Source organism: Natronobeatus ordinarius (genome assembly GCF_024362485.1).
Taxonomy (GTDB): domain Archaea; phylum Halobacteriota; class Halobacteria; order Halobacteriales; family Natrialbaceae; genus Natronobeatus; species Natronobeatus ordinarius.
Genome location: NZ_CP101456.1, coordinates 2,969,294 through 2,990,500, shown reverse-complemented (window position 1 = coordinate 2,990,500; position 21,207 = coordinate 2,969,294). Strand labels below are relative to the sequence as shown.

The window sequence follows — 21,207 nt, the reverse complement described above, 5'->3', positions numbered from 1 at the left end:
TCCCGTCCCGGCGAGATACCCGGCCGGATAAACCAAGAGCTTTGGTACTTCACGTCATGCCTCCGGATGAAGATTCATGACCGAGGAGATCGAGCACGCCTCACGATCCGAGCTCCGCGAACTGCAGTCTGCACGCCTCCGAACGACGGTCGAACGCGCCTACGAGAACGTCCCGTTCTATCGGGACGCCCTCGACGAGGCGGGGGTGACGCCAGGCGATATTCGTGGTGTCGAGGACCTCCACGAACTGCCGTTCACGACGAAAGCGGACTTTCGCGACCAGTACCCCGACGGCCTGTTCGCCGTCGACGACGACGAGCTTCGCCGGATCCACGCCTCCTCGGGCACGACGGGCAAGCCGAAGATCGTCGCCTACACGGAGGCCGACCTCGAGCTGTGGCACGGCGTGATGGCCCGGTCGATGCGCGCGGCGGGCCTCGAGCCGGGCGACACCGTCCAGAACGCCTACGGCTACGGCCTCTTCACCGGCGGCCTCGGCTTCCACGGCGGCGCCGAGGCGCTCGGCGCGACGGTCATCCCCTCGAGTAGCGGCAACACCCAGCGCCAGGTCGAACTCGCCCAGGATCTCGGGAGTGACGCGATCGGTTGTACGCCGTCGTACGCGCTGTACTTCGCCGAGACGGCCGAGGAGCTGGGCGTCGACCCCCGCGAGCTGCCACTTTCGGTGGTGCTCTACGGCGCCGAACCGTGTACCGAACCGATGCGCGAGGAGATCGAGACGCGCCTGGGCGCGACGGGGATCGAGAATTATGGCCTCTCGGAACTCATCGGCCCCGGCGTCGCCGTCGAGTGTGCGAAAGCCCAGGACGGCCTCCACATCTGGGAGGACCACTTCTACCCCGAGGTGATCGACCCCGAAACGGGCGAGCCCCTGCCCGAAGGCGAGGAGGGCGAACTCGTGCTCACGTCGCTCTCGAAGGAGGCTCTACCCGTGCTGCGCTACCGCACCGGCGACATGACCTCGCTCACCTACGACGAGTGTGACTGCGGCCGCACCATGGTCCGCATGGACGGCGTCACCGGCCGCGCCGACGACCTGCTGATCGTCCGCGGGGTGAACCTCTACCCCAGCCAGATCGAGGACGTCGTCCTCGAGTTCGACGACGTGGCGCCGCAGTACCGCATCGACCTCTATCGCGAGGGGAACCTCGATCGGATGGAGCTCACCGTCGAACTCGTCGACGGCTTCGACGGCGACCGCGAGGAGCTGTGTGACCGGATTCGAACGCGGCTGCAGAACGCCCTCTCGTTTACGCCCGACGAACTCGAGCTCGTCGAGTACGGCTCGATCGAGCGCACGGAGGTCGGAAAGGTCAAACGGGTCTACGACCACCGCTGAACGTCGGTTCCGGCCCCGACTCGAGCGAGTGAGAACGATCTCGTCTGGTTTTATGTTCCCCGAACGTGAGGATGGCGTATGGACGTCGAAGCGTTCTTCGAAGGGATGCCCTTCGCATCCTTGCTGGGTATCGACGTGACCGAGTGTGCAGACGGCCACGCCGAGGGCCGCCTCGAGATGACCGAGGACCTCTCGTGGAACGAAGAGCGGCTGATGGCCCACGGCGGGGTCACGTTCACCCTCGCCGACACCGTCGGCGGGGCAGCGCTCGTCTCGCTGGTCGACCAGCCGGTGCCGACGATCGACATGCGCATCGACTACCTCAGCGCCGGCACGGGCGACCTCTACGCGGAGGCCGACGTTGTTCGCTGTGGCGGCGAGGTCGGCGTCGTCGACGTCGAGGTGTACGCCGCGGACGACGAGACGCTGATCGCGGACGCTCGAGGCGTCTACAAGACGGGATAGGGGTCGACGACTGACACATTTTTCAGAACGATCGGGTTCGGGTCGGCTACCCAGCCGGCCGGGCGTCGAAAAAGATCCAGTGTTCGCCCTCGGTGAGGACCCCGCGGAGCTCGTGTTCGGCCTCGATGGTGAAGCCGGCCTCGCGCAGTCGGGTTCGCGTGGCCTCGGCTCCCGCAATGTCCCACTGCATCTCGGCACCACTGTCGAGCCAGTCGGAATTGGTTCCGCTCCACGGCTCGACCCCCTCGGAGACGAGTAGCCGTCCGGACGGGCGGACGACGCGTGCGAACTCCTCGAGAACTGTCCGGTGTTCGGCAGACGGGACGTGGATGAGCGAGTAAAACGCCGTCACGACGTCGAACGAGTCGTTGGCTACAGGCAACCGCGTCATATCTCCCTGGACGAACGAAGCCTCAGGAACGTTCGACGTGGCGCCCTCGAGTTGTCTCCGCGAGAAGTCGAGTCCGACGACGGTCGCCTCGTCACCGACTCGCTCGAGCGCCGGGGTCCCCTGTCCACACCCGACGTCGAGGATCCGAACCGACGAGGGGAGCGGTTCGAGAGCCGACTCGAGCACGCTCGCCTCTCCCTCGGTCTCCGACCGCTCGTCGGCCCACACGTCGGCCACTTCGTCGTAGCCCCGTCGCACCGCGTCTCGTTCTATCATCAGGCCGTACTGTACAGGTGAGGTGCACAAATAGGTCCGGGTTCATCGGGGGGCTTGCCGAACTCACCGGAGTTCCGGGGCGACCTCTTCACCGAGGCGGTGGACGCACTCGACCATCTCCTCGGTGCCGACGCCGGGGTGGTAGGTGCGGAAGATGAAGTGGATGTCGTCACCTAAGGCCTCGCGGTACTCGTTCAGCTCCTCGACCACCTGCTCGGGCGTGCCGAAGATCGCCTGGTCTTTGAGCTCCTGTTTCCGTTCGGCCTCGAGTTCTTCGACCGGCTCGCCCGAGAAGATCTCGGCGTAGCGACGCTGGATGTAGAGGTAGCCCTCGCGCATCGTCTCCCAGGCCTCCTCGCGAGAGTCGCCGACCCAGCCGTGCTGGAGGACGTAGATCGTGAAGTCGCCCTCGAGTCCCTCCTGCTCGCGCACGTTGCGGATATCCTCGACGCGCTTGCGAACGCCCTCGATCGAGAGCGACGAGGGAGCACACCAGCCCTCTGCGGTTCTGGCGGCACGTCGCACGGCGGGCTTGGCCGCCCCGCCAAGCATGACCGGTACCGTTTCGTCGACTGGCTTGGGCGTGACTGAGACGTCCGTCGGGACGTCGTGGAACTCTGAGTCATACTCGAGGTCGCCCTCACTCCAGGCACCGCGCAGGAAGGGCACGAGATCCGCGAGTCGCTGGGCGCGTTCGTCTCGCGGGACGCCGAAGACGTCGAACTCCTGTGGGTTCGAACCGATGGCGAGGCCGAGGGTGAGCCGTCCATCTGAGAGCAAGTCGACGGTGGCGGCGTCCTCGGCGAGCCGGATGGGGTCGTACAGCGGCCCGAGGGCGACACAGGAGCCGATCTCGAGCGCGTCCGTTTCGGCGGCCATCGCCCCGAGGGTTGGCATCGTCGCCGAGAGGTAGCCGTCGTCGGCGAAGTGGTGCTCGGAGACCCACGCGCTGTCGAGGCCCGCGGCCTCGATCTCGCGGGTCAGCGTCAGCACCTCGTCGTAGAGCTCGCTCATCTCGCGGTCGTCCTCGGGCCGTCGCTGGGCGGTAAACAGGCCAGTGCCGAGTTGCATACGTCTACTACTTCTCTCGAACCGGTATAACAGTTGGTGATACCGCGCAGGTTGCCGATGCCGCCGGTCAGTAGTCGATGACCGTGATCTCCTCGACCGGCCACTGGCTGAGGATCTCGACGCCGTTCTCGCGGACGACGACCATCTCCTCGACGCGCACACCCTGACGGCCCGCGGGTTCCTGGGTCTCGACGGCCATCGTCATTCCCTCCTCGATCTCGATGGGGTGGTCGGGCGAGAGGCCGCGCCAGATCAGCGGCACCTCGTAGAGCTGGAGGCCCAGCCCGTGAGCCCAGTGGTTCGTCGTCATCTGCCAGTGCTCGTCGGCGTCGTAGAAGTCCGCGTGCTCGCCCTCCATGTCCGGGAAGCCCTGGGAGATCTCGTCGGTCGTCGCGCCGGGCTCGATGCGCTCGAGTACGTCGTAGAGGTTGTCGCGGGCGATCTCGTAGGCGTCCTGCTGTTCCTGGGTGGGCTCGCCCATCGAGAAGGTGCGGTAATAACACGAGCGGTAGCCGAGGTAGGCGATGTTGTACATATCGGCGTAGACGAGGTCACCGGGGCGGATCATCCGATCCGTCGTGTTCGCCTGGTGTTTCGGCCACGTGTTCGGGCCGGAGGTGAGGTAGCCGCCGCCGACGAACGCGCCGTGGCGCCAGAGTTCACTGACGGCCTCGCCCCAGACCTCGGTCTCGCGCATGCCCGGTTTGGCCTCCTCGGTGATCCGCTGGAAGCCCGCCTCACAGATCGCAGCCACCATCCGCAGACACTCGATCTCGTCGTCGGTTTTCACCTTGCGGGCGTCCGCCATGATCGCGTTGGCTGTCTCGACGTCCGTCTCGAGGCCCTGTCCCTCGAGCGCCGAGAGCAACCCCGCGTTTCCGACGTCGACGCCGAGCGTCTCGTCGGCGACGCCGTACTCGGCCATCGCCTCGGCGACGCCTTCGGCCATCGTCTCGAGTAAGAAGTTCCGAGCCGAATTGCGACCCGAGGCCCGCGGGACGTTCCCCAGGCCGGGGCAGGCGTAGCGGATGTCCGGAAGCCACGGGCAGTTTGCCCGCTGGTTGCTCGCGTGGTCGGCCGTGTCCCAGTGGACGATGTCGCCCTCCTCGGTCAGCAGCGTGTAGTGGTCGGCGCCGCTGCCGCCGGTCATCGCCAGCCCGGTGACGTACCGGATGTTGGGATCCGAGAGCAGGAGGATCGCGCCGAGGTCGGTGTCCTGCAGACGCTCGAGGGCCTTCTCTTTTCGCTCCTCGCGCAGGCGCTGGGTGTTGATCCGCTCTTCCCAGTCGACGGCCTGCGTGCCGAGCGTTCCTTCCATGTAGCTTCGCTCGTAGAAGGTCATGTACGGCCGTACCAATCCGCGCGAAGGTCATAAATGGTACCGCTTTCCGTCCGCGACGGCTAGCGATTCGAACGCCTCGACGGCGCCACCCGTTCCGTCGTTCGACACCTCGAGCGATCCACGGTTCACGTCCCACCGACCGATCCACGGTTCACAGCCCATCGACCGACCCACGGCTCACGGCCGACTGATCGATCCACGGGTCGCGACGGCGCCACTCGTGAGGAGTGCCGAAGGCACGACGAACACCCCGGCGCCGTCGGGGGAGGAGTGGGGACGCATCTCCCGAGCGGCGCGAGCAGTCGCGAGCGCCGTGAGGATGGGCGGCCCCATTCGTGTTTCGTGCGAGCAGCGTCTGCCTGCTCCTCTCTCCTCGAGCGACGACCTCGGCTGGCAGCTCGTCTCCACTCGAGCGACGCGCGCTCGAGACGGCACGCGGATGCACTCGAGACCAGGCCAGAGGACGCGCTCCAGTCGACACGAACTCGAGGCAACGGTTTTGACCCCGGCCTTCGAACCCGGTGGCGTATGCGAATCATCGACCCCGACGGACTGATCGACACCCAGCAGATGCACTACAGCCAGGCCATCGTCGAGGACGACGGGACTCTCTACATGTCCGGACAGGTCGGCTGGGACGAGCAGTTCGAGATCGCCGGCGACGACATCACCAGCCAGGCGCGACAGGTGTACGAGAACGTCGAGCTCCTGCTCGAGGAGGCTGGCAGAGACCTCGAGGACGTCCGCAAGGTGACCAGCTACCTCGTCGATGCCCCGGCGAACCTCGAGGACTACCTCGAGGTCTGGGAGGACGTCTTCGAGACGAAGCCGTTCCCCTGTCACACCATCCTCGGCGTCGAGTCACTCGCGCTCGAGGAGTTCTTACTCGAGGTCGAAGTCGAACTCTAGGTCGCGTCCTCAGTTCTCGACGACACTCGCTCGGGACTCACTCGAGCGGGCGTCTCCGCTCAGATCGTCGAATTCGGAAGCGGGAACGCCTGCGTGTCGAGTAGGCAGTAGGCGGACGCTACTCGCACGAAACACGAATGGGACCGCCCGTTCTCGCGCGCCCCTCGCGGCGCTCGGGCCGCGCTCGAGCGGAGGACTCCCCTGGCCGCCCCGACGGCGCGTGACCGGTGTTCGACGCGCCGGCGCCGTCGCGCCGGCACGCCTCACGGCTGCGCCGTCGCTACCCGAGGTCGGATGGGGGAGCCGTAGCGGGTGGGTGCCTCGATCCTCGAGTTCGGAAACGAGCGCCTCGAGCCGATCGAAGAACGGAGATCCGACGGCCGACTCAGTCGTCGTCGGCGTCCGCGCCGGCGTCGGTCGCGCAGTGGTCGCCGTGGCCGGGGACGTCCTGACCTTCGATGGCGTGCTGTGGCGGCACGTCCATCGCCGGGCTCCCGTCGAAGAAGTTCACGGGCTGGAGTGTGAAGCTGTACACCTGCACGGAGAGGATCGGCCAGTCTTCCGGGCGGGTGACGTGGTTCACGCCCAGGGTGTACCAGAGCACGAGGTCTTCTTCCTCGAGGTTCCGGTCGGCCTCGGTCCACGCGGGCAGGCCCGCACCGCCGGGGTGCTGGTTGGGGTAGGTGCCGGCGGGGAAGCGCTCGTCCTCGCGGAAGGGGGTCGCCCAGAGGTGGTACTGGATGAACCCGGAGCGTTTCATCACGCTCGATTCGGGCTGCATTGCGGCCTCGACGTTCCCGCCGGGAACGAGCTTGTACCCCGTCGGTTTACCGAGGTAGTTTTCTTCGGCCGGGTTAATCACCTGCCAGTAGCGGCCCTTCAGCGGGTCGATGAGGTCCTTGGCCGCCGACTCGCTCGAGAGCTGCTCTCGCTTGGCGTAGAACGCCTGGCCGCCGGGGTTGGCCGTTCGCTCGTCGGCCTCGCCCATCGGGTCGAGCCCACCGGGACCGATCGGCACCTGCTCGTTCTGGACGCGGTAGAGGCTGTTCGGCCCGTCGTCGACGTTCATGTCGAGCCGGAAGTTAAAGAAGTGCTGGTGGATCGGGCCGTTGAGCTGCGGGGCGAGCAACTCGCCGTACCCGTCCGGATCTTCGTCCGGTCCGACGGCGGAGACGCTGTCGATACCCGTCAGCCGGACCTCGACCTCCATGGAGGCGTCCTGGTAGAAGTACCAGTTGAAGATGTAGTCGTAATTCCCCACCGCGGCGACGAACGAGACGACCAGTCGGCGGCGCCTCCGCACCTCGTCGGTCTCGGTGCGCCAGTCGCTACGCTCCCACAGCGTCCCGTTGTCCTCCTCGTGGAGGCAGATGGCGTTCTCGAGCACGTTCGGCTCGCCGGCGGCTGTGTTCATCACGGCGTCCCAGTAGTGCATGTGACCGAGGCAGTCACAGCCGTTGGTCAGCGATTTCGCCAGCCGACCGATGTTGTACTCCCCGACGTCCATCGCGTTCTTGAACCGGTCGTTGATGTTCTGATCGCCGTAGGGGACGGACATCTCCGCACAGGAAGCGCGATCGATGATCGACCGAACCTCGCCGTCGTCCTCGTAGCCGACGTCGTACAGCACCAGCCCCTCCCGCTGGGTCCAGCCGACGCGCATGTGCCAGTTCTGCCACTCGAGTTTGTGGCCGTCGACGCTCCAGCTCGGGCCGTCCGGCTGGTCGACGTTGTAGGCGGTCAGGTCGTCTCGGAGCTCGACGTCGCCCTCGCGGTAGGCCATCTCCTCGGGTGGGATCGGACTGTCCTCATCCGGCGGGCCGTAGTCGACGACTTTCACGACCTCCATCCGGTCGAGGTCGACGAACGTGTGCAGCCCGGAGACGGGATGGGCGTAACCCTCGTCGCCGTCGTCCTCGCTGGGTCGGACGAACGTCAGCCCGTGGGCCAGCCGCCTCGAGCGGTCGACGTCCTCGGGGACGAACTCGTGACCGACCGACCACGGGTCGACCATCGCGCGGTCGGTGTTTTCGATTCCTCGATCGTGGAGCGCGGCTTGCCACTCCTCGTTGCGTTTGACGGTCTCCTCGCAGGCGATGAACTCCTCGATGGCGATCGACGGCTGGCCGTTGACCTCCTCGGTGGAGACGACCGACGCCTCCTCGAGCGAGACGACGGCCTCGAGCGTCTTTCCGTCAGAACTGTTTCGGATCACAAGCAGCGCCCGTCGATCGGGACGCTCCCCGCCGTCGTCGTAGGCCCGAAGCGCCTCCTTTTCGGGTTCGGCCAGTTCGATCTTGATACAGAGGCTCGCCTCGCCGACGTCGCGTTCGTCGGTCAGCACTTCGTAGGCGGCCTCGATCTCGTCCGGCGTGAGCGGATCGAGCGGATGGTCGATCGCTCGCGTGTGGCTTTCTGCCATGCGCTAGATGTTGTCAACCAAGGATAAATAAGTTCGCTCGGTCCGACGCAGCTGATATCGATTCGCCGGAATCGGCACGGCACGCTACCGATTCATGACGATTCGCCGGGAGCGACGCGGCGCGCTACCGGTTCATGGCGATCAGCGCGGCGCCGTTGAGGACGACCATCGACGCACCCCACAGGACCCAGAGTACGGGATCCTCGAGTCGGTAGGCGACGAACAGCGTGACTCCGAACACCGCCACCAGCCCGCCGACCGTCGCCGTTTCGTCCATCTCGAGCGGTCGATCCACCGTCGGCGCAAAAAAGCGTTCTGTCCGAGACCGGGTCGGATCCCCGCTTCAGACGGGATCGAGGCCCGCGTCTTCCCGGAGCACGTTGATGTACTTGCGGAAGCCGGACTCGAGGTCGTACTCGACGTCGTAGCCTAGATCCTCCTGGGCTTTGGTCATGTCGAGGTTCTGGGTCCAGGGGAGTTCGCCCTCGTCTGAAACCTCGATGTCGGCGTCGGGGACGATCGACTCGACCGTCTCGGCGGCCTCGCGGACCGTCGCGAGCACGCCGCGGACGTTGTAGATCCGCTGGGTGAGATCCGCTTCGGGCACGAACGCGGCCTTGCGGAACGCCTGGGCGATGTCCTCGACGTGTTGCCAGTCGACGTACTGGTCGCCGTACTCGACGCTGTAAGACTCGCCGAGGGCGGGTTTCTCGATGATGTTCGCGAGGAACGCCGAGCCACCAGTCTCGCGGTAGGGACCGTAGGCGACCGTCGGGCGCAGGCCGACGTGGTCCAGGCCGTAGTCCTCGTGGTAGACTCGGGCCTGATGTTCGTTGTACTCCTTGTTCGCGCCGTAGAGCGTGTCGGGGTAGACGAGTTCGGTCTCGTCGACCCACTCGGCGTCGTAGTTTTTCGGTGGGGCGTAGACGGCCGCCGAGGACGCCCACGCGACGCGCTCGACCTGATCGTCGAGCGTCCGGGCGGCCTCGAAGACGTTGTTCGTCCCCAGAATGTTTACCTTCGCGGCCAGCCGGGGCTGTTCGCGCGCCGTCGTCGTCAGCAGCGCCGCGAGGTGGATGATGCGGGTCGATCCCGTCTCCTTGACCGCCCGAATCACGTCGGTCGGATCGGAGACGTCGCCACGCCACACCTCGGTCTCCTCGGCGACGCCGAGTTCCTCGAGGATCGACGTGTCCGTCGAGAGGTCGTAGGCCACCGCGTCGTGGCCCTGTTCGAGCAGATCCTGTACCACGTAGGACCCGATGAAGCCGGTTCCACCCGTTACCAGTACCGTTTCGTCACTCATGTTTGAATCGTATCCGTTTGGTGTGTGATATTTCCTGCGGTTCGTCCCGTTCGATGCCTCACTCGTGCAACCCGCCGACCGTCTCGTAGAACGAGGAGGAGAGCGTCTCGGCCATGTCCTCCTCGCGGTCGATCCGGACGTCGATGACGTACGGGACGTCGGCGGCCTTGGCCTCGAGCAAGGCGTCAGCGAAGTCCTCGGGTTCGGTGACGCGCACGCCAGTCGCACCGAACGCCTCGGCGGCCTTCACGAAGTCGGTGTCGTGGAACTCGACGCCCGCGATGTCGTCATCCTCGTGTTGCATCTGGCGGACCATCCCGAGGCTCGTGTCGTTGAGGACGACGAACGTCGGGGCGACGCCGTACTCGACGGCCGTCTCGACCGACGTCATCGTCATCGTGAAGCCGCCGTCGCCGGCGACTGCGATGACGTCCTTCTCCGTCGTCAGGGCCGCCGACACCGCGGCCGGGTTGGCCCAGCCCATGCCGCCGACGCCGCCGCTGCCGAAGTAGGTACGAACGGCCGGCGTCTGGAGGTAGTAGAGCAGCCAGAAGCGGTTGTTGCCCGAGTCGGCGGTGACGATGGTGTCCTCGTCGACGACCTGCTGAATCTCCTTGGCCGCCCGCTGGGGCTTGATGGGCGCCGAGTCGTCCTCGCACTCGGGCGCGGTGAACCACTCGCGGGCCTCGGCCGCCCGCTCGAGCGCCCAGCCGTTCGACGCCTCGCCCGCGTCGGCGAGTGCGGCGAGGCTCTGTTTCGCGTCGCCGATCAGCCCGACGTCGGCAGGGTAGACCCAGCCGGCGTTGCGGGTGTCGATGTCGGCGTGGATGATCGTCTGCTCGTCGGGACGGATGAACTCGGGGGCCTGCCAGTTGGTGTCCATCGGGTTCATGCGACAGCCGACGACCAGGATGGTGTCGGCCTCGCTGACGACGCGATTGGCTCCCTCGTGGCCGAACGAGCCGATGACGCCCGCCGCTCGCTCGTCCGTCTCGGGGTAAGTCGACTTGCCCAGATAGGAGGTCGCCACGACGCAGTCGTACGCCTCCGCGACGGCCGCGAGTTCGTCGTACGCCTGCGCCGCGTGGACGCCGTTACCCGAGACGATCACGGGTCGGTCGGCGGCCTCGAGCGCCTCGACCGCCGCCGCGACGTCCTCGCTCGTCGGTGCGGCGTCCCACGTCCGCGTCTGTTCCCGTGCGTCCCACGTGGGCGGGGTGGACTCTTCGGGGACGTCGGCGTTGATCGCGTCGCCGTCGAGGATCACCGCCGTCGGGCCGGGCCGGCCAGCTTCGGCGTGCTTGAACGCCAGCTGCACGCTACGAAGCGTCTCGGTCGGCGTCCGGGGGAACCACCACTCCTTCGTCACGCCGTCGAGGATCTTCGGGAGACTGAAGCCGCCGTAGTCGCCGCGGGCCTGCTGGTACGGCGCGAGCGTCGAGTACTCGCCGCGTTCGGAGGCCTCCGTGAGTGTGACCAGCGGCGAGGAAGAGAGCCGTGCTTCCATCTGCCCCATCATGCCGAGGCTACCGATCCACGGCCCTTGCCCGGTCAGGACGCCTGGCTGGCCGGTGAGTCGACCGTACATCTCCGCCATGACACTCGCCTCGCGCTCGTCGCGCGGACGGACGAGTTCGACCTCGGACTCCGGAACGTGATCGAGCAGTTCGATGGCCCGCCCGCCGGGGTAGCCGAAGACGTACTCGACGCCCAGTTCCTCGAGCGTCTCGACGAGCGCGTCTGCCGTCCCCGTCATTCGTCGACGTCGACGTGGATCGTGTCCTCGACGACCATGCGCGGCCCCGCGCCGATCTCGAGGAATTCGGCGGCGTCGGCCATGACTTCCTCGCCGACTTCGGAGGCCCACGCCTCGTTCATCGCCGCCTCGCTCTCGAAGGTGAGCTGCAGGACGCCGTCGTACTCGACGTCGTCGGGGTTCGTCGGCACCGACGTGCTGTATCGCTTCAGTCCAGGCAGTTCACGCGCGATCTCGGCGTGGTCGCCCTGCCAGCGCTCGACGAACTCCTCGTGGCTGTACCCGTCCCCTCGGACGAGTAGCTCTACCATCGTTATCATACATCTCAACCGTCGGGAGTCGGTGACTTTGTTCTATCGGTGTCCTGCGACGGTTGCCGGCGACAGTCACTCCCCGTCTACCGGCTCCCAAACGACTATGTGGCGAGCCCACGGTCTCGAGCGTATGTCCGAACTGCCCCCGATGCGCGTCGATCACGCCGGTATCGCCGTCGAGTCGATTCCCGAGGCCGAACCCCTGCTTTACGCCCTCGGCTGTGAGAAGATCCACGAGGAACCGAGCCTGTACGGCGACTTCACCTGGGCGACGTACGTCCTCGGCGACGCCTCCCGCCTCGAGCTGATCGCCCCCCGGGGCGACTCCGACTCCTTTCTCACCGACTTCCTCGCCGAGAACGGCCCCGGCCTCCACCACGTCACGCTCGAGGTGGCCGACCTCGACGCGGCGATCGAGGCGCTCGAGGCCAGAGACGTCCACATCACCGGTCACCAGGAGTTCGAGCACTGGGGGGAGGCGTTCGTCTCGCCGACGAACCCGACGGGTGTCCTCTTCCAGCTGATGGAGTACTACGACGGCTACGCCGAGGCCCGTGAGGCTGGCTGCCGGCTGTTCGTCGGCGGCGAGTCGCTCTGAACTGTCGACTCGACGGCCGCCGCGCCGATCGGGTTCGTTCGCGCAGTCGGCGTCGTTCGGCTCTTCAAAACACCTAAATGATCGCTATTCCTGTGTATTGACGATGAACGAGGACGCACGCACGATCCAGTCGGTCGAGACGGCGTTCGAGATCGTCGAACACCTGAAGGAGGCCGACGGTGCCGGCGTCTCGGAGCTGGCGTCGGCGCTCGACCTGGCGAAGAGCACCGTTCACAGCCACCTCGCGACGTTGTACGCGGCGGGATACGTCACTCGCGACGGCGATACGTTTCACGTCGCGCTCCGGTTTCTCGATCTCGGCAACTACGCTCGAGAGCAGGACACCCTCTACCAGGTCGGCCGGCCGAAGGTCGACGAACTCGCCGAGCAGACGGGGGAGAAAGTCTGGATCCTCGCCGAGGAACACGGCCGGGGAATCCACCTCTACGTGGCCTCGGGGAAGCGATCGGTGCGGACGTACGCCCGGACCGGCCAGCTCAACTACCTCCACCAGCTCGCCGCGGGGAAGGCGATCCTCGCGTACCTCCCCGAAGAACGGATCGACGAAATCGTCGACCGCTACGGGCTCCCCGCCCGCACCGAAGACACCATCACCGATCCCGACGAGCTCCGGAACGAACTCGCGGAGATCCGCGAGCGAGGGTTCGCACAGAACCGCGAGGAGTCGATCCCCGGCCTCCACGCCGTCGGCGTTCCGATCACCAACGAGCGAGACGTTGCGATCGGCTCGCTGAGTCTCTCGGCGCCGGCCAAGCGACTCCGCGGGAACCGCTTCGACGAGGAGGTGCCCAACCTGCTGCTCGGCATCGCCAACGAGATCGAGATCAACATGGCCCACGTGTAGCGTTCGCCAGCGGAAAACGGCGTTTTTCGCCGACGGCACAGCACCGACGGCGACAATACTCCTGGAAACGAGGTACTCACTGTGCACTCGAGCGGCCAGCACGGACGCTGCTGGCCGCTGGGTCACGAGCGAGCGTGCAATGCCGGCGACCGAGTGCGATACGTCCCGGTCGTACCCAGCACCTGGCCGTTAGCTGGCGAGCCAGGACGCTCGTGCGGTCGCCGGTTCTCTCACCCTCGTTCGCCTGCTGCGAACGGCCTCCGTACTCGATTTCGTTACAATCCTATTGTTGTAATAGTGTGTCTACCTCTCGCACAATGGATTCGAATCGCCTGCCGATGAGAATCGCCTGTCGATGAGCGTTGCCGACGGCCACATGGGTCGACGACTCGGAACGACAGTGTCTCTCTCGAAGACATGTCTAACTTAAGTTAGTTATGCAGATAGATCGGCAACTAGATGGTTTGTATGATTGGTTGATATTCGGTGTCACAAGGTGAAAAAATTGCTACCGAGCCGGTATCTGGCTCAAGGACGGCTGAGCCACCTCGAATTGAATGTAGATCGGCGTCCAGACGCGGATCGGACGAATTTGTGCTCCAGATCGTTTATACCAGCCCTCTTCGAACGAGCACTCGATCACTACGAACTGTACCAGTGAATGCCTCTCCGTACAGTATACTGTATGTGAATCTGTTCACTCGGTGTGTGACACACTCGAGCAGCGACGATGCCCAGGTGGGCCTGGCGGGAATCGCCTCGTCATCGTCGAGCCGGTGTGTCGTGGCTGGCGCCTCGGCTACCGTCGCTCGAAGCGGTGTAAGACCACCTCGGAGTCGTCGTCCCACTCGAAGTGGTCGTGGGCGCGCTCGAGGACAGCCCGGTACTCCTCGAGGTCGGCCATGCCTTCGGCCTGGACGTCCTCGTCGGTCACGTCGCCGAGCGTGCGCTCGGTCACCTCGACGACCTCGAACGTCGTTCCCTCGATGGTGAACGTGTCGCCCTCGTCGGCGTACTGCTGGCCGCGGTGGATCTGGGTGACGTCGCCCTCGAGTGCCTGGCTGCGCATTCGGTCGCTGGGCAGGAGCACGTCTGGTTCAAGCTCAGACATGGGAGCCAGTTCGCGTCGGCCGGACAAAGTGGTTGGCATCGCCAGCCCACCGACGCGGAGCCGAGAACCGTTCGGGACGTTTGGGACGGGCGAGCCAGACGAGACGACGGAAACGACGGAACTGTGGGGGGTGCTCACTCGAGACGCGTCCGGACGCTCTCGGCGTGGGCCTCGAGCCCTTCGGCCTCGGCGAGCGTCGTGATCGTGTCGGCGAGGTCGCCGAGGCCGTCCTCGGAGAGCCGCTGGACGGTGGTCGAGCGGAGGAACGTCTCGACGGAGAGGCCGCCGGTGACGCGCGCGCCGCCGTTGGTCGGGAGCACGTGGTTCGTCCCGCTGGCGTAATCGCCCGCGGCGACGGGCGTGTACGGACCGAGAAAGACGCTACCGGCGCTGTCGATTCGCTCGAGGATCGCCTCCTCGTCGGCGGCCATAATCGAGAGGTGCTCTGGGGCGTACTCCTCGGTGAAGAGGATCGCCTCGCTCATCGACCGCGCGAGCAGGACACCGCTGGCGTCGTTTGTGAGTGCTTCGCGGATGACGTCCTCGCGTTCGCGCTCGCCCGCCTGTCGGTCGACGGCGTCGGCCGTCGCTTCGGCGAGGTCGGCGTCGTCGGTGACGGCGACGACCGACGCGTTGGGGTCGTGTTCGGCCTGGGCGACCAGTTCCGCGGCGACGAACTCGGGATCGGCCGTCTCGTCGGCCACCACGACGACCTCGCTCGGGCCGGCCAGCATGTCGATCTCGACGTCGCCCCGAACGTCGGCTTTCGCCGCCGTCACCCACCGGTTGCCCGGCCCGACGATCTTCTGGACCCGGGTGATCGACTCCGTGCCGTACGCGAGCGCGGCGATCGCCTGCGCACCGCCGACGCTGTACACCGCGTCCGCGCCGGCGACGTGGATCGCCGCCAGCGTGGCCGGATTGAGCTCGTCGGCGGGCGGCGTCACGACCGAGACGTGCTCGACGCCCGCAACGACCGCCGGCACGACGCCCATGATCGCACTCGAGGGGTACGCCGCAGTTCCCCCGGGGACGTAGACGCCGACGCGATCGATCGGGCGGAATCGTCGCCCCAGCTCCCGTCCCTCGCCGAACGCCTCGCGCCAGTCTTCGGGAAGCTGGGCCTCGTGAAATTCCCGAACGTTCGCCGCGGCCGTCTCGATCGCCTCGCGGAGGTCCGAATCGAGGTCGTCGAAGGCCCGCTCGCACTGGTCGGTGATCTCGAGGTTGCCCACCTCGACGCCGTCGAACTCGCGGCAGAACTCCCGGACGGCGACGTCGCCTTCCTCGCGAACGCGACCGACGATCTCGCGGACGTCCTCTCTGACCGCGTCGATGCCGGCGTCGCGTTCGAAGAAGGCGACCCGTTCGTCGGGCCCGAGGTCGCCGATCTCCCGTACGTCTACGCTCATGGGCCGAAATTCGAGTGGGCCGCGAAAAACGGTTTTGTTTCGCACACCGCTGTGGATCGGATCGCAGAGCCGCCCGGGATCCTCAGAACAGGACCGTCAACACCGCGAGCGAGAGCGTGCTGACGAGCGCCAGCGCGAGCAGGACGACCAGCGCGGGCGTCAATCCCGTGCGACGAAGCGCGGCGAGTCGAATCTCCGTCCCGAGGCCGACGAACGCCAGCAAGAACAGCCAGTCGTATGCCCGCTCGATCGCCGCGTGCTGGGCCGGCGAGAACACCCCGACGCTCGCAGCGAGCACGAACACGAGAAAGCCGAGGACGAACGTCGGGAACCCCTCCCAGAGCGTTCGGATCGACGGCGGCCCCTGCCCCGCCGCGTTCGTCCGTGCGTAGTAGGTCGCGTAGCCGACGACGACCACGCCGATCAGGGCGTTACGCGCCAGTTTCGTCACCGTCGCCCACTGGCCGGCGACCTCCGAGTGGGCGAACCCGACCGCGACGACCGGCCCTGTCGAGAACATGCTGACTCCGGCCCAGATGCCGAAGACCATTCCGGATAGCCCCAGCAGGTCGCCGACGATCGGAAAGACGACGATCGTGATCGCGTCGAACAGCAGGACCGTCGCTGCGGCGTAGGCGATCTGCTCCTGGCGCGCGTCCACCGCCCCCGCGACTGCGACGACCGCCGAGACGCCACAGATGCTCGCGCCGGCCGCGAGCAGCGATCCGAGGCGGTCGTTCAGGCCGAAGACGTTTCGGGCGAGCCCCTCGACGACGAGCAGGGTGAACCCACAGACCCCGAGCACGACGGCGAGCACGACGCCGCCGGCCTCGAGCAGCGTCTCGAGCGTCACCGACGCGCCCATGAGGACGATCCCGGCGGCCAGCCAGCGCGAGTGGGTGTCCACGCCCGAGGCGGCGACCGCCGGAACGCCGGAGGCGTTCGCCACGACGAATCCGATCGCGATCGCCAGCAGCAGGTGGTGCACGCCGACGATCGGCGCGAGCGTCCGCGCGACGATCGCGCCGGCGACGAGCAGGGCGAGACCGGGGAGGAGGGAAACGGCGCGCATCCGCGATCACCGACGGCGTCGCGTCACGCCCACCCAGGTCTTCGCGCGGGTTTCGACGCCCCTCGGCCCGTCGTCGCTCGTCGGGCTACCCCAGGCGATCAGTCCCTCGACGTCTCGGCCGATGAGTCCCATTCGCTCGAGGCAATTCGGTGCTGGGGGATATAGTATTCGTTGCAACGATTTACACCCGGTCACAGCCGAGCGGTCAGCCTCGGCCTCCTCGACGAGGCTGACCGCCGATGGTCGTGACCGGGTGTGCAATGACGTTCAACGGTTACTATAACACTCCCGATCGCGGCGGTCACTCGGGATCGATCGTCCACACGCCAGCCGCCGAAAGCGTGGCCCTGACGAACAGGAAGATCGCGAGTCCAAAGCCGGCGAATCCGATCGGCGCCGCCAGGAGCTGGGCGGTCCGAAAGTCGAACACAGTCCGCGAGAAGCCGAGGACGAAGAAGCTCAGGATGACCAGCCCGAACGCCACGATCGCGAGTTTCACGAACGCCTGCTGGTTCATACTCGCTCGAGGTAGGATGCGCCGATGCTAAGCTGTATCGAAGCCGCTCGGGCGACGGCCGCGGATCGCCCGACTCGGGTACCGGCTCGTGACTGGGTACACGTACCGGCCCGTGACTGGTCACACGTCGAACCAGAACCGTTATCGGAACGCGTCGACGAATAACGGTTCGAGTACTACACCAATCGTCGCCAGGTCGAGCCGCGACGACTGCACCCGAATCACCGATGACCACGAACGCCACCGAGTCGGCGACTGCCCTCCGATCGAGCCGCGCTCGGTCGGGCCGGTGCCGACAGTACGGTCGCCGGAAGTGGAGCCGCGCTGGCCGGCGCCGACGCGCGCTGACAGCGGGTTCGACGGAGGTGAGCCATGGCCGCTGACGACGGGTGTACCCTCTGTGACCTCCCGCTGCCGAAAAAACCCGTCGAGAACGCCGACGGCGACGCGTTCTGCTGTACCGGCTGCAAGGAGGTGTACGAGACGCTCGCCGACCGGGACGACGTCGAGACGGCCGACGTCTCCCTCGAGGACGCTCGAGAGGAGCTCGAGGACGGCGACGAGTACGAACGGCCCGAGGACTACGAGACGACGTTCTTGCACGTCGACGGCATGCACTGCCCGACGTGTGAGGTGTTCATCGAGTCGGCCGCGGTCGACGACGACGCCATCGCGACGACGCGGGCGAGCTACATCACCGACACCGTCCGCGTCGACCACGACCCCGAACGGGTGACCGAGGACGACCTCCTCGAGGGACTCAGCGGGCTGGGCTACCGGGCGTACCGTCGGGACGATCCGCTCGCCGAACGGCGTGCCGAGGACCGCATCCTCGGGCGGATCGTCGTCGGTATCCTCTTCGGGATGATGGTGATGTTCCAGTACGTCGCGGTCATCTACCCGACGTACTTCGGCGGGCTGTTCTACGACGATCGAACGGCCCAGTTGATCTCCGACGCGATCGCGAGCCCCACGGCCACCTACTTCTTTCTCATCGTTGCCGTCCCGACGACGCTCGTCCTCCTGATAACGGGCGGCCCGATCCTCCAGGGGGCCTACGTGAGCCTGAAGACTCGCTCACCGAACATGGACCTCCTCGTGAGTATCGCGGCGCTCTCGGCGTACGCCTACAGCTGGGTCGTGGTCGTCGTCGGCGGCACCCACATCTACTTCGACGTCACCGTCGCGATCATCGTCGTCGTCACCGTCGGCCGCTACTACAAGGGCACCGTCAAACGGGACGCGATGGACCGGCTCACGGATCTGACGACCTCGAGGGTCGAGACCGCCCACCTGTCGACCGCCGACGGCTCGACGACCGAGGTCGACGTCGACGACCTCGAGCCCGGCGACGAGGTGCTCGTCCGGGCGGGCGAGCGCGTCCCCGTCGACGGCGTCGTGGCCGACGGCGACGCGACGATCGACGAGGCCGTCGTGACCGGCGAGTCCTTGCCGGTCACGAAACATCCGGGCGACCGGGTGGTCGGCGGCTCGCTCGTGCAGGACGGCGCCGCCGTCGTCGAGGTCGGTGACGACGCCGGCAGCAGCGTCGAGCGCATCACCGACATGGTCTGGGACCTCCAGAGTTCGTCTCACGGCATCCAGGGGCTCGCCGACAAGATCGCGACGATCTTCGTCCCGCTGGTGCTCGTGCTCGCGACCGTCGTCACGGCGGCGTACCTGCTGCTCACGGGCGACGTCGGCGTCGCGTTGCTCGTCGGCCTCACCGTGTTGATCGTCTCCTGTCCCTGTTCGGTCGGACTGGCGACGCCGCTCGCGGTCGCCTCCGGCGTCAAGGAAGCGCTCGAGCGCGGCATCGTCGTCTTCGACGAGACCGTCTTCGAGCGGCTCCGCGAGGTCGACACCGTGATCTTCGACAAGACGGGGACGATCACGACCGGCGAGATGCGCGTCGTCGACGCCGACGGCTCCGCGGAGCTCTTCGCGGGGGCGGCCGCCCTCGAGCGTCGCTCCGCCCACCCCATCGCCGAGGCGATCGCCGCCGAGTTCGGCGACGGGGGCGACGAAGTCGGGGACGCGGCGGTTGCCGACGGCGGCGTGGTCGACGAACGCGGTGACGTCGCCGGCGACGCCCCGGATGGAAACGACCGCGAGGATCGCCGCGTCCAGCACTTCGCCAGCTACGCCACCGGCGTCGGCGGCGAGGTCGAGGGCACCGCGTACCTGGTCGGTCACCCCGACCTCTTCGAGGAACGCGGCTGGACGATCCCCGACGACGTCGCGGCGACCATCGACGAGAACCGCGTCTTCGGACGCGTCCCGGTCGCCGTCGGCCGGGACGGGCGTGCTGAGGGGGTCGTGATCGTCGGCGACGAACCGCGGGAGGGCTGGGACGACCTCGTCACCCGGCTGGCCGAGCGGGGCGTCGAGGTCGTGTTGCTCACCGGCGACGACCCGCGGGCGGCCGCGTTCTTCGAGGAGCACCCCGGCGTCGCCCACGTCTTCGCCGACGTTCCGCCCGAAGGGAAAGCCGAGACGGTCGCCCGCTTCCAGGCCATCGGGGGAACCGTCATGGTCGGCGACGGGACCAACGACGCGCCCGCGCTCGCCCGGGCCGACCTCGGCATCGCGATGGGGGGCGGCACGGCGCTGGCCGCCGACGCCGCCGACGTCGCCATCGTCGACGACGACCTCGAGGCGCTCGAGACGATCTTCGACCTCTCGGCCGCCGCGGGCGAGCGCGTCAAACAGAACATCGGCTGGGCCTTCTTCTACAACGGCGTCGCCATTCCACTCGCGATCACCGGCCTGCTCAACCCGCTGTTCGCCGCCCTCGCGATGACCACGAGCAGCCTGCTCGTGGTGATGAACTCCTCGCGGGACCTGCTCGAGGACGACTGAGCCGGCTCGCCCGCTCGTCGTATCTCTCGGGTGACACTCTGCGAAGGCGTCAGGTTGATAGCTCGAGGCGACGTGCACTCGAGGTGAACAATGGCGACCCCGCCTTCGCCCCCCGCTTCGCTCGCCTCTCCCTCCCTCGAGGTGACGACTCTCTCGCCTCCCCTTGCGATCCAGTCGACGCCGGCGTTCGCGGCCGGCCTCGAGCTCACCGACCTGCTGGCGTGGGTCGCGATCGGCGCGTTCGTCGTCGCGCTCGCCCTGCGGTGGTACGACGTGGCCGACGGCGCGCGATACGTCGGCGCGGCCGCGTGGGTGCTCTTTGGCGCGTTCTGGCTCACGATGGTGCCGTACTACTACTACGACGCCCGGAGCCCGCTCCAGACGGTGCTGGCGCTCGCCGCGCTGCCGCTGTGTGCGTACACGGGCTACCTGCTCTACCAGGGCCGGGACTCGCTGCTCTTGCTCACGAAGGCGGTCGCGATCATGGGAATCATCTACCTGCCCGCGGAAACGATCCCGTTCGTCCGCCAGTGGCTGATCGAGACGACCGCCAGACAGGCCCACTGGGGCATGGAGCTGGTCGGACACAGCCCCGGCCTCAACGAGGGCCCCGACGGCTACGTGAGCCGGTTTAACTTCGACCCCGACGAGACCGTCACCGGCCGGACGACCTACATCGTGCTGGCCTGTACCGGCCTCGGGAGCATGGCCATCTTCGGCGGCCTCATCGCCGCCGTCCGGGCTCCGCTCCGGCGGAAGGTCGCGGCGTTCGTCCTCGCGATCGGGGTCATCTGGTTCCTCAACCTGCTCCGGAACGTCTTCATCGGCCTCGCCTCGCCGTGGGGCTGGTTCCAGTACGAGCCGCTGATCTATATCGTGTCCGACCTGATGGGCGAGCCCGAGAGTCGCACCTCGTTCCTCGTCGCCCACAACTTCATCGCCCAGGTGCTGTCGATCTTCGCGCTGGTCGGCATCACCTACCTCGTCGTCCGCATCCTCCCCGAGGTGCTCGCGATCTTAGAGGACGTGCTGTTTATCGTCACCGGCAACGAGTACGACCTCGAGGGCGCCATCGGCCAGCCGATGCGCGCAGACGGTGGTGCCGATTCCGGCGCGAGTGGCGCCGACGACCCCGCTGGCGACGATTCCGAGAGCTGA

General features: G+C 66.9%; 21 protein-coding genes. 7 read left to right on the top strand and 14 right to left on the bottom strand.

Features of this window, described 5'->3' with window-relative positions:
* Positions 1-76: 76 nt before the first annotated feature.
* Positions 77-1,360, top strand: coding sequence for a phenylacetate--CoA ligase PaaK (gene paaK, locus NMQ09_RS15135; protein ID WP_255191419.1), 1,284 nt, complete (start codon positions 77-79; stop codon positions 1,358-1,360).
* Positions 1,361-1,438: 78 nt separating this feature from the next.
* Positions 1,439-1,825 (top strand): PaaI family thioesterase, encoded by a 387-nt coding sequence (locus tag NMQ09_RS15130; protein WP_255191418.1) that lies wholly within the window; start codon positions 1,439-1,441, stop codon positions 1,823-1,825.
* A 46-nt stretch (positions 1,826-1,871) separates the two neighbouring features.
* Here the strand turns inward: NMQ09_RS15130 and NMQ09_RS15125 are convergent, their stop codons facing one another.
* From NMQ09_RS15125 to NMQ09_RS15110, 4 genes are all read right to left on the bottom strand, one after another.
* Positions 1,872-2,492, bottom strand: a complete 621-nt coding sequence (locus NMQ09_RS15125) for a class I SAM-dependent methyltransferase (protein ID WP_255191417.1) — start codon at positions 2,490-2,492, stop codon at positions 1,872-1,874.
* Between the two features lie 63 nt (positions 2,493-2,555).
* Positions 2,556-3,563 (bottom strand): LLM class flavin-dependent oxidoreductase, encoded by a 1,008-nt coding sequence (locus NMQ09_RS15120; RefSeq protein ID WP_255191416.1) that lies wholly within the window; start codon positions 3,561-3,563, stop codon positions 2,556-2,558.
* Between the two features lie 67 nt (positions 3,564-3,630).
* Positions 3,631-4,905 (bottom strand): M24 family metallopeptidase, encoded by a 1,275-nt coding sequence (locus tag NMQ09_RS15115; protein ID WP_255191415.1) that lies wholly within the window; start codon positions 4,903-4,905, stop codon positions 3,631-3,633.
* A gap of 27 nt (positions 4,906-4,932) precedes the next feature.
* Complete coding sequence (locus NMQ09_RS15110) at positions 4,933-5,067, bottom strand: hypothetical protein (protein WP_255191414.1); 135 nt, start codon at positions 5,065-5,067, stop codon at positions 4,933-4,935.
* Positions 5,068-5,433: 366 nt separating this feature from the next.
* Here NMQ09_RS15110 and NMQ09_RS15105 point away from each other — a divergent pair, with 366 nt between their 5' ends.
* Complete coding sequence (locus NMQ09_RS15105) at positions 5,434-5,814, top strand: RidA family protein (protein ID WP_255191413.1); 381 nt, start codon at positions 5,434-5,436, stop codon at positions 5,812-5,814.
* Positions 5,815-6,199: 385 nt separating this feature from the next.
* On the opposite strand, the gene NMQ09_RS15100 is transcribed toward NMQ09_RS15105, so the two are convergent.
* The 5 genes from NMQ09_RS15100 to NMQ09_RS15080 form a co-directional block, all read right to left on the bottom strand.
* The gene (locus NMQ09_RS15100; RefSeq protein ID WP_255191412.1) at positions 6,200-8,236 is read right to left on the bottom strand and encodes a primary-amine oxidase; all 2,037 of its coding nucleotides are present in this window, start codon (positions 8,234-8,236) and stop codon (positions 6,200-6,202) included.
* Positions 8,237-8,360: 124 nt separating this feature from the next.
* Entirely contained in the window at positions 8,361-8,513 is a 153-nt protein-coding gene (locus tag NMQ09_RS15095; RefSeq protein ID WP_255191411.1) for a hypothetical protein, read from the bottom strand.
* Positions 8,514-8,579: 66 nt separating this feature from the next.
* On the bottom strand, positions 8,580-9,542 hold the full coding sequence (locus NMQ09_RS15090; RefSeq protein WP_255191410.1) for an NAD-dependent epimerase/dehydratase family protein: 963 nt from the start codon (positions 9,540-9,542) through the stop codon (positions 8,580-8,582).
* A 58-nt stretch (positions 9,543-9,600) separates the two neighbouring features.
* Positions 9,601-11,298: a thiamine pyrophosphate-binding protein gene (locus NMQ09_RS15085; RefSeq protein WP_255191409.1), complete on the bottom strand. Its 1,698-nt coding sequence runs from the start codon at positions 11,296-11,298 to the stop codon at positions 9,601-9,603.
* The gene (locus NMQ09_RS15080) at positions 11,295-11,618 is read right to left on the bottom strand and encodes an EthD family reductase (protein ID WP_255191408.1); all 324 of its coding nucleotides are present in this window, start codon (positions 11,616-11,618) and stop codon (positions 11,295-11,297) included. The genes NMQ09_RS15085 and NMQ09_RS15080 overlap by 4 nt, the downstream gene beginning before the upstream one ends.
* A gap of 124 nt (positions 11,619-11,742) precedes the next feature.
* Here NMQ09_RS15080 and NMQ09_RS15075 point away from each other — a divergent pair, with 124 nt between their 5' ends.
* Complete coding sequence (locus NMQ09_RS15075; protein ID WP_255191407.1) at positions 11,743-12,210, top strand: VOC family protein; 468 nt, start codon at positions 11,743-11,745, stop codon at positions 12,208-12,210.
* Between the two features lie 103 nt (positions 12,211-12,313).
* A complete protein-coding gene (locus tag NMQ09_RS15070) occupies positions 12,314-13,075 on the top strand; it encodes an IclR family transcriptional regulator (RefSeq protein ID WP_255191406.1) in 762 nt (253 codons plus the stop codon).
* A 799-nt stretch (positions 13,076-13,874) separates the two neighbouring features.
* Here NMQ09_RS15070 and NMQ09_RS15065 read toward each other — a convergent pair.
* The 5 genes from NMQ09_RS15065 to NMQ09_RS15045 form a co-directional block, all read right to left on the bottom strand.
* Positions 13,875-14,186: an ASCH domain-containing protein gene (locus NMQ09_RS15065; RefSeq protein ID WP_255191405.1), complete on the bottom strand. Its 312-nt coding sequence runs from the start codon at positions 14,184-14,186 to the stop codon at positions 13,875-13,877.
* A gap of 134 nt (positions 14,187-14,320) precedes the next feature.
* Positions 14,321-15,598 (bottom strand): histidinol dehydrogenase, encoded by a 1,278-nt coding sequence (gene hisD, locus NMQ09_RS15060; RefSeq protein ID WP_255191404.1) that lies wholly within the window; start codon positions 15,596-15,598, stop codon positions 14,321-14,323.
* 82 nt (positions 15,599-15,680) lie between these two features.
* Positions 15,681-16,670 (bottom strand): YeiH family protein, encoded by a 990-nt coding sequence (locus NMQ09_RS15055; RefSeq protein ID WP_255191403.1) that lies wholly within the window; start codon positions 16,668-16,670, stop codon positions 15,681-15,683.
* Positions 16,671-16,676: 6 nt separating this feature from the next.
* Complete coding sequence (locus tag NMQ09_RS15050; RefSeq protein ID WP_255191402.1) at positions 16,677-16,802, bottom strand: hypothetical protein; 126 nt, start codon at positions 16,800-16,802, stop codon at positions 16,677-16,679.
* Positions 16,803-16,971: 169 nt separating this feature from the next.
* Positions 16,972-17,187, bottom strand: a complete 216-nt coding sequence (locus NMQ09_RS15045; protein WP_255191401.1) for a hypothetical protein — start codon at positions 17,185-17,187, stop codon at positions 16,972-16,974.
* 372 nt (positions 17,188-17,559) lie between these two features.
* On the opposite strand from NMQ09_RS15045, the gene NMQ09_RS15040 reads away from it, so the two are divergent.
* Together NMQ09_RS15040 and artA are read left to right on the top strand one after the other, a co-directional pair.
* Positions 17,560-20,049 (top strand): heavy metal translocating P-type ATPase, encoded by a 2,490-nt coding sequence (locus tag NMQ09_RS15040; protein ID WP_255191400.1) that lies wholly within the window; start codon positions 17,560-17,562, stop codon positions 20,047-20,049.
* A 90-nt stretch (positions 20,050-20,139) separates the two neighbouring features.
* Positions 20,140-21,207 carry an archaeosortase A gene (artA, locus tag NMQ09_RS15035; protein ID WP_255191399.1) on the top strand — a complete coding sequence of 356 codons (1,068 nt, stop codon included), beginning with the start codon at positions 20,140-20,142 and terminating at the stop codon, positions 21,205-21,207.